The sequence below is a fragment of the Belnapia sp. AC561 genome (genome assembly GCF_979252845.1).
The window spans coordinates 1-5,379 of record NZ_CEEDBP010000085.1; the positions used below are offsets into that span (position 1 = coordinate 1).

At 60.7% G+C, this 5,379-nt stretch carries 3 protein-coding genes; 1 reads left to right on the forward strand and 2 read right to left on the reverse strand.

Translation table 11 applies throughout. From position 1 onward, the window contains the following. Nucleotides 1-51: 51 nt before the first annotated feature. Nucleotides 52-306: a GAF domain-containing protein gene (locus AC0IW9_RS29920; RefSeq protein ID WP_471651951.1), complete on the reverse strand. Its 255-nt coding sequence runs from the start codon at nt 304-306 to the stop codon at nt 52-54. Nucleotides 307-1,403: 1,097 nt separating this feature from the next. Beyond that, complete coding sequence (locus tag AC0IW9_RS29925) at nt 1,404-3,737, reverse strand: HWE histidine kinase domain-containing protein (RefSeq protein ID WP_471651952.1); 2,334 nt, start codon at nt 3,735-3,737, stop codon at nt 1,404-1,406. Nucleotides 3,738-4,388: 651 nt separating this feature from the next. Between AC0IW9_RS29925 and AC0IW9_RS29930 the strand changes: the two genes are divergently transcribed. Then, nucleotides 4,389-5,333, forward strand: a complete 945-nt coding sequence (locus AC0IW9_RS29930; protein ID WP_471651953.1) for a cache domain-containing protein — start codon at nt 4,389-4,391, stop codon at nt 5,331-5,333. The last annotated feature ends 46 nt before the right edge of the window (nt 5,334-5,379 follow it).

The following is a 5,379-nucleotide window of genomic DNA, read 5'->3' on the forward strand; positions in this document are numbered from 1 at the left end:
TCCTGCGCTGGGCCTCCGTCCGCCGCATGCTCCGAAAGCTATGTCAGAAAACTAAATGATCCCGGATGGACTCTTAGGGTCAGTCGCGCAGAGAGTACCGAAGAAAGTACCGTCCCCAAGCTTAATCGGCACTGATATGTAGCTCTGAAATCCGTACATCTGCGGCGTGTGGTGATTAGCATAAATCAGGTCAGCGGCCGCATGGTCGATGACGTTGGCCCGGCCGGTCTGCCTGATTTCATGACAAAGGGTGGTCTCGATCTTGAGCTCGTCACCTGGCTTCAGCCCGAAGGCAAGGTGCGTCACGCACGCTACAGGCAACCCACTGGTCCTCAGTCACCCGGGCAACCGCCGCAAACCGCATGCCGGTTGCCCGGCAGACGACATCAAGCATGGTCGGAATGGCCTCCATGCTGCCAACCGCAGCAAGGTCTTCAGCTAAGCGGTCCATCATCCTCAAAACTTACTCTGAGTGCGCTGGAATATCGACACGAAATAGGCCGTCCGGTAGGCAGGTTCAGCCAACGTTGCTTCAGAAGCAGCAGTATAACCAGCCGGACCAGACACGACGGCGCTGTTTATAAACCAAAAGTAGTGCGTTGCTGGAAAAACATCCAAAGCGATATAGACACTAACGGATTACACCAATGAGTGTTGCGGTTCCAATGAAACTGTCTGCAACAAAATGAAGCTTACGGGCATTTTATAGGCACCGTGCAGCAAGCTTGGAAGGGAGGGTAACATGTGGGGGCGCCTATGGATGGCAGTCCTCTTGGCTGGGGCCATAAGCGCGTCGGCGCTCGCCCAGCCGACCCCTGACCAGTCGGCTACCGCCTCCGAGGCGGTCATCGCACTTGCCAGACCACCGCCGGTGTCGACGTCACGACCACCGCCGCCGAGGCGAGAGTTGGAGCGGACCAACTTCGGCTGGATTGTGCTGCTCGGTTTGCACAGTCTCACCACGCCGCTCGCTTTCCCACCTGCCACGCAGCCTGCAACGCCACCTTGATGCCCGGCTCAGCCTGGCAACTGGTATGGTCTGCCACACATTCTCAAGCGCTATAGGTTGCGGCAGCCGAGATACGTTTTGGAGGCGCTAGAATGGGTCTGCGAAATAGGTGTCAGCTTATCCGAAAAGCTGTGCTGGTCGCCGCCTTCACGGTCGCATGCAGCGCCGGATTGGCGACGGCACAGACCACGTACTTCCGCGATGAGCATGGACGCACCACCGGTCGGGCTGAACAACGAGGCAATACCACCTACTTCCGCGACGAGCAGGGACGGTCCCCGGGAAGGGCTGAACAGCGGGGCGGCACCACCTATTATCGAGACCAGTACGGGCGGACAACTGGCCGGTCAGAACGACGCTAGAATCCAGCGTCGCCGCGCCATCAATGCCGTGGCTAGGCCGCTGCCGAATGCCCGCCGCCCGCATGGCTATCGTCGTTCATCAGCCTGGTAAGTGGGAGCCAGAACTGGCAGAGCAGGCCGTGTTGCGGCCACTGCCTCTCCAGCTTGCCGCCCAGCTGCGTTTTGATTGTCGCCTCGATGACACGGGAGCCAAAGCCGCGGCGTTCAGGCGGGATTGCCAAGGTGGGCCCGCCATGCTCGGTCCACGTCAAATGAAGCATCCCACCTTCGGTAATCGAGCCGGTCAGCTGCCAGCTAATCACCACCGTGCCGCCAGGCTGGAATAAAGCACCGTATTTGGCCGCATTGGTCGCCAACTCGTGCAGCACCATGGCAAGCGGCTGCACGGCCGTGGCAACCAGTGCCACCGGTGGGCCGATGATAATGATCGTGGCATTGTCATCAAGACAGGGACCGTGGGGTGCCATCTCCCGCTCCACCACTGACTTCAGGTTGGCGCCGGACCAGCCCTCTTCGGCCAGCAAGGAATGCGCCCGCGCCAGGGCGGATATCCGTCCCTCGACCGCCGCGATGAACGCCTTGGGTTCGGTTATCGGAGTCAGTCGCAGCATGGACTGGACGACCGCCAACGCATTCTTGGCCCGGTGGTCCACTTCGCGCGCCAGCAATGCCTCGCGCTGGCGAACCCGGACCTGCTCCGTCACATCGAGCGAGACGCCACTAACGGTCCGCAGCTTACCCGCCTCATCGAGTACTGCCCGGCCGATGGATCGGAGCCAGCGGATACTGCCGTCTGCCCAGACGGTGCGAAAATCCACCTCGTAGTCATCCGTCAGGCGGTCGGTGACCCGGAGCATGGCGTCCAGTACCAGGCGCTTGTCGGCCGGATGCACGGCAGCGATGAGAGCCGCCAGGCTATTAACCGAGCCCTTGGGACGGCCCAGCAAGCCCTCCTCCCGGCTGGAAGAGTTGGACATCACGTCTTTCACCGGATCCCAATCCCAGGTGCCGACCCTGGCCGCGCTGACGGCTCGGGCAAAGCGGGCTTCGCTTTCCCGCAGGGCTTCCTCGGTCCGGCGTAAATCGGTGACTTCCGCAACGCTTTCCATAACCTGTTCGGGGCGGTCGCCGTGGGCGGGCCGCAGCACCTTGCGGGCCGCGACGACAATCGCTCGCCCGCTTCGCGTCTGATGCCGCAGCTCGCCACTCCATTCCCCGACCGACCTCAGCTTGGCTTCGATGTTATGACGAGGGATTGGGTAGATCGTCTGGAGCAAGCTTTGCGCCGTCTGGCCAACCGCTTGCGCCGAGGTCCAGCCATAAAGCCGCTCACACCCAGCCGACCAGAAGCGGATGGTGCCATCGACATCCCGGACCATCACGGTCGCCAGGTCGACCGTCTCAAGCAGGTCTCTCAGCCGCGCTTCGCTGTCGAGCACCGTGGCGGCACGCTGGCTCAGGACGCCTTCGGCCTTCAGCAGGCTGCGCCGGAGCTGCTCGAACTCAAGCACCGGCGCCACGGGTGGTTCCGGTTGATGGGTGTTGGAGGCGACCGCTTCGGCCTTGGCGATCAGCCCGTCCACCGGCCGGATGATGCGACGGTAGAGGTTGAAGGCTGCAATCAGGCTCAGGGTTAGCGCCAACGCGCCGCCGACGCCGATTGCCAGAAGCGGTCGTGTCCAGCTGGCGTTGTAGGTCGTGAGAGGTTCCCCGATAAGAACCTTCCACCCCGGTGCAGACCGCAGTGCATGGTGGGCAACCATGATATCGATGCCCGCGAGCGACCGGCCGATGCTGACGCCCTCGCGCCTTGACGCGAACGACTCGCGCAGCCAGCCCGCGGCCGTCACCCCGACCCAGCGCTGCTGGTCACTGGAGCGGGCAACGACGGCATCCTGGCTGTCCATGACCGTGGCGAAGGCGCCACCTTCCAGCTTCTGGCTCGCCAGTGATTCCGCCAGCCGCTGCGGCTCCAGCCGGGTTGCCAGCAGGAGTATCGTGCGTTCCTCTCGGACCACGGGAACCAGGATGGCGACCACCGGGCGATTGACCACGGAGGTGGACACGAGGTTGCTGACCATGGACTGGCTTGATGCAAACGTGGCCGCGGCAGCGTCGGCGGCACGAGTGAAGGGCAGGCTGTCGCCGGTAGGCCGGTCGGTATCCAACAAAATCTGGAAGTCTGGCCCAATCACGGTGATCGGGGAATGCAGCGCCCCTGCCGCCCGTCGGGCATGCAGCGAGAAGTGGTCGAGCTTACTGGTTGGGTCATCGAACTGTGGCGAGGCAGCCAGCGCAGTCAGGACGCTGAGGTGGCCCTCGATTTCGCGGTCAACCGCGAGTGCCAAGACTCGCGCGGTGTCCACCAGGCGCTCCTCGAAGGCTGTCTCGTAACTCCGCATCGCCTGCCAAGCGGCGGCTCCGCCCACTGCCAAGGTTGGCAGCAGGGCCACGAGAACTAGGGCAATGAGGTGCCAACGCAGCCCGTGTGTAGGCGTCCTTGCAATGATGGTCGGAAGCCCAGTCGACCCTGGCTGCGGCATGCGACCTTCGTTGCCCCCTGCAATTTAGCGCCCCGACCGAAACAAGAAGTCGCCATCTCAACAGATTTCCGAGCAAAAGCAACGAAGATTACACGGTATGGTTGTTTTTGAAAGTGAGATAAAGGCCGTACGAGTGGGCCTGAAAAATGAGAGAGTTTTAGTGGTAGCAAAGGGTTTGCATAAACTTTGAGTGGGGGAATCTGCGTAAAAATATGCAACCATTAGTAGCACAAAGATGTAATATTTTAGAATACATCTAATGCCCATCGCGCTGGGTCACCATACGGTAGACAGCAACGCGCAACGCTGAATAACAAAGCAAAATGGACCACAGCTAAATCTCGTAAGAATAACGCCAACTGCATTTTTTTCTTCGAATGACATTGTTCCTACGCATTTGATGCGCCGCATCCTTTCCATTTTTGGGTATCCCGGGACCGTCAGTAAATGCTAGTGCGATAGTGGGCCCAGCCGGTGCCCGACGTGCTGCGATTTGAGCCACTTCTGAGGCAAGCGATGATTGGAAACGCCGCGGCTGGTCATCCAAAAACAGCGCCCAGAAAGACGGCTGCAACTTATTTAAGCCTGAGATTTTGGCTTATTGTCCTGATAGCTACACTGACTGTGCCGCTCATAACACTTGCTGTCTTTATGACCATCCGCGAGCATGCCAACGCCAACCGCCGCCTCGAGCATCAGCTGCAACTGCAGGCAGGCGCATTGTCCATGGCCATCGACGGTGACCTCGCTTCAGCCGCGGTGATGGCTGAAACCTTGGCTGCCTCGACCAGCCTCGTCGATGATAACCTGACAGCATTCCGGACGGAAATGGATGCAGCGGTCACTCGCTCTCCCGGCATCTACATCAGCCTGGCAGATCGCTATGGCATACAACGGCTGTTAACGCTGATGCCGCCAGGAACCTACCCACCGGCTGACACGCCCGCGAGTGCGATGACGCTACCTGTATTGCTGAGCGGCCGGACGCAGTTCTCGAACCTCTATCGCGGCGCATTGACGCAAATCTTCCTCGTGGCTGTGGCGGCGCCAGTCACCAGACCAAACGGCGTCGTGACGGGGGTTGTCTCGGTCGGCTATCCGCAGAAGCGCTTCGACGAGCTGCTAGGGCGGCAACCACTGCCCGAGGGATGGGTCGCCACTCTGTTCGACCGGGACCATAAGATTGTCGCCCGCAGCACCCGAGCCGACGAATTTGTCGGGCGTGCGGCGTCGGCTTCACTCATCGACGAGGTTAAGGAGCGCCCAAGTGGGCTGGTCCGTCTGACCAGGTTGGATGGTGTTCCCTCTGCGGTGGTCTACACTCGGGGCGAGAACACCGGGTTCATAGTTGGCATCGGTGTTCCCTTAGCCACTTTCTCAATGCCCTTAGAGTCCATCCGGGATCATTTAGTTTTCTGACATAGCTTTCGGAGCATGCGGCGGACGGAGGCCCAGCGCAGGAAGG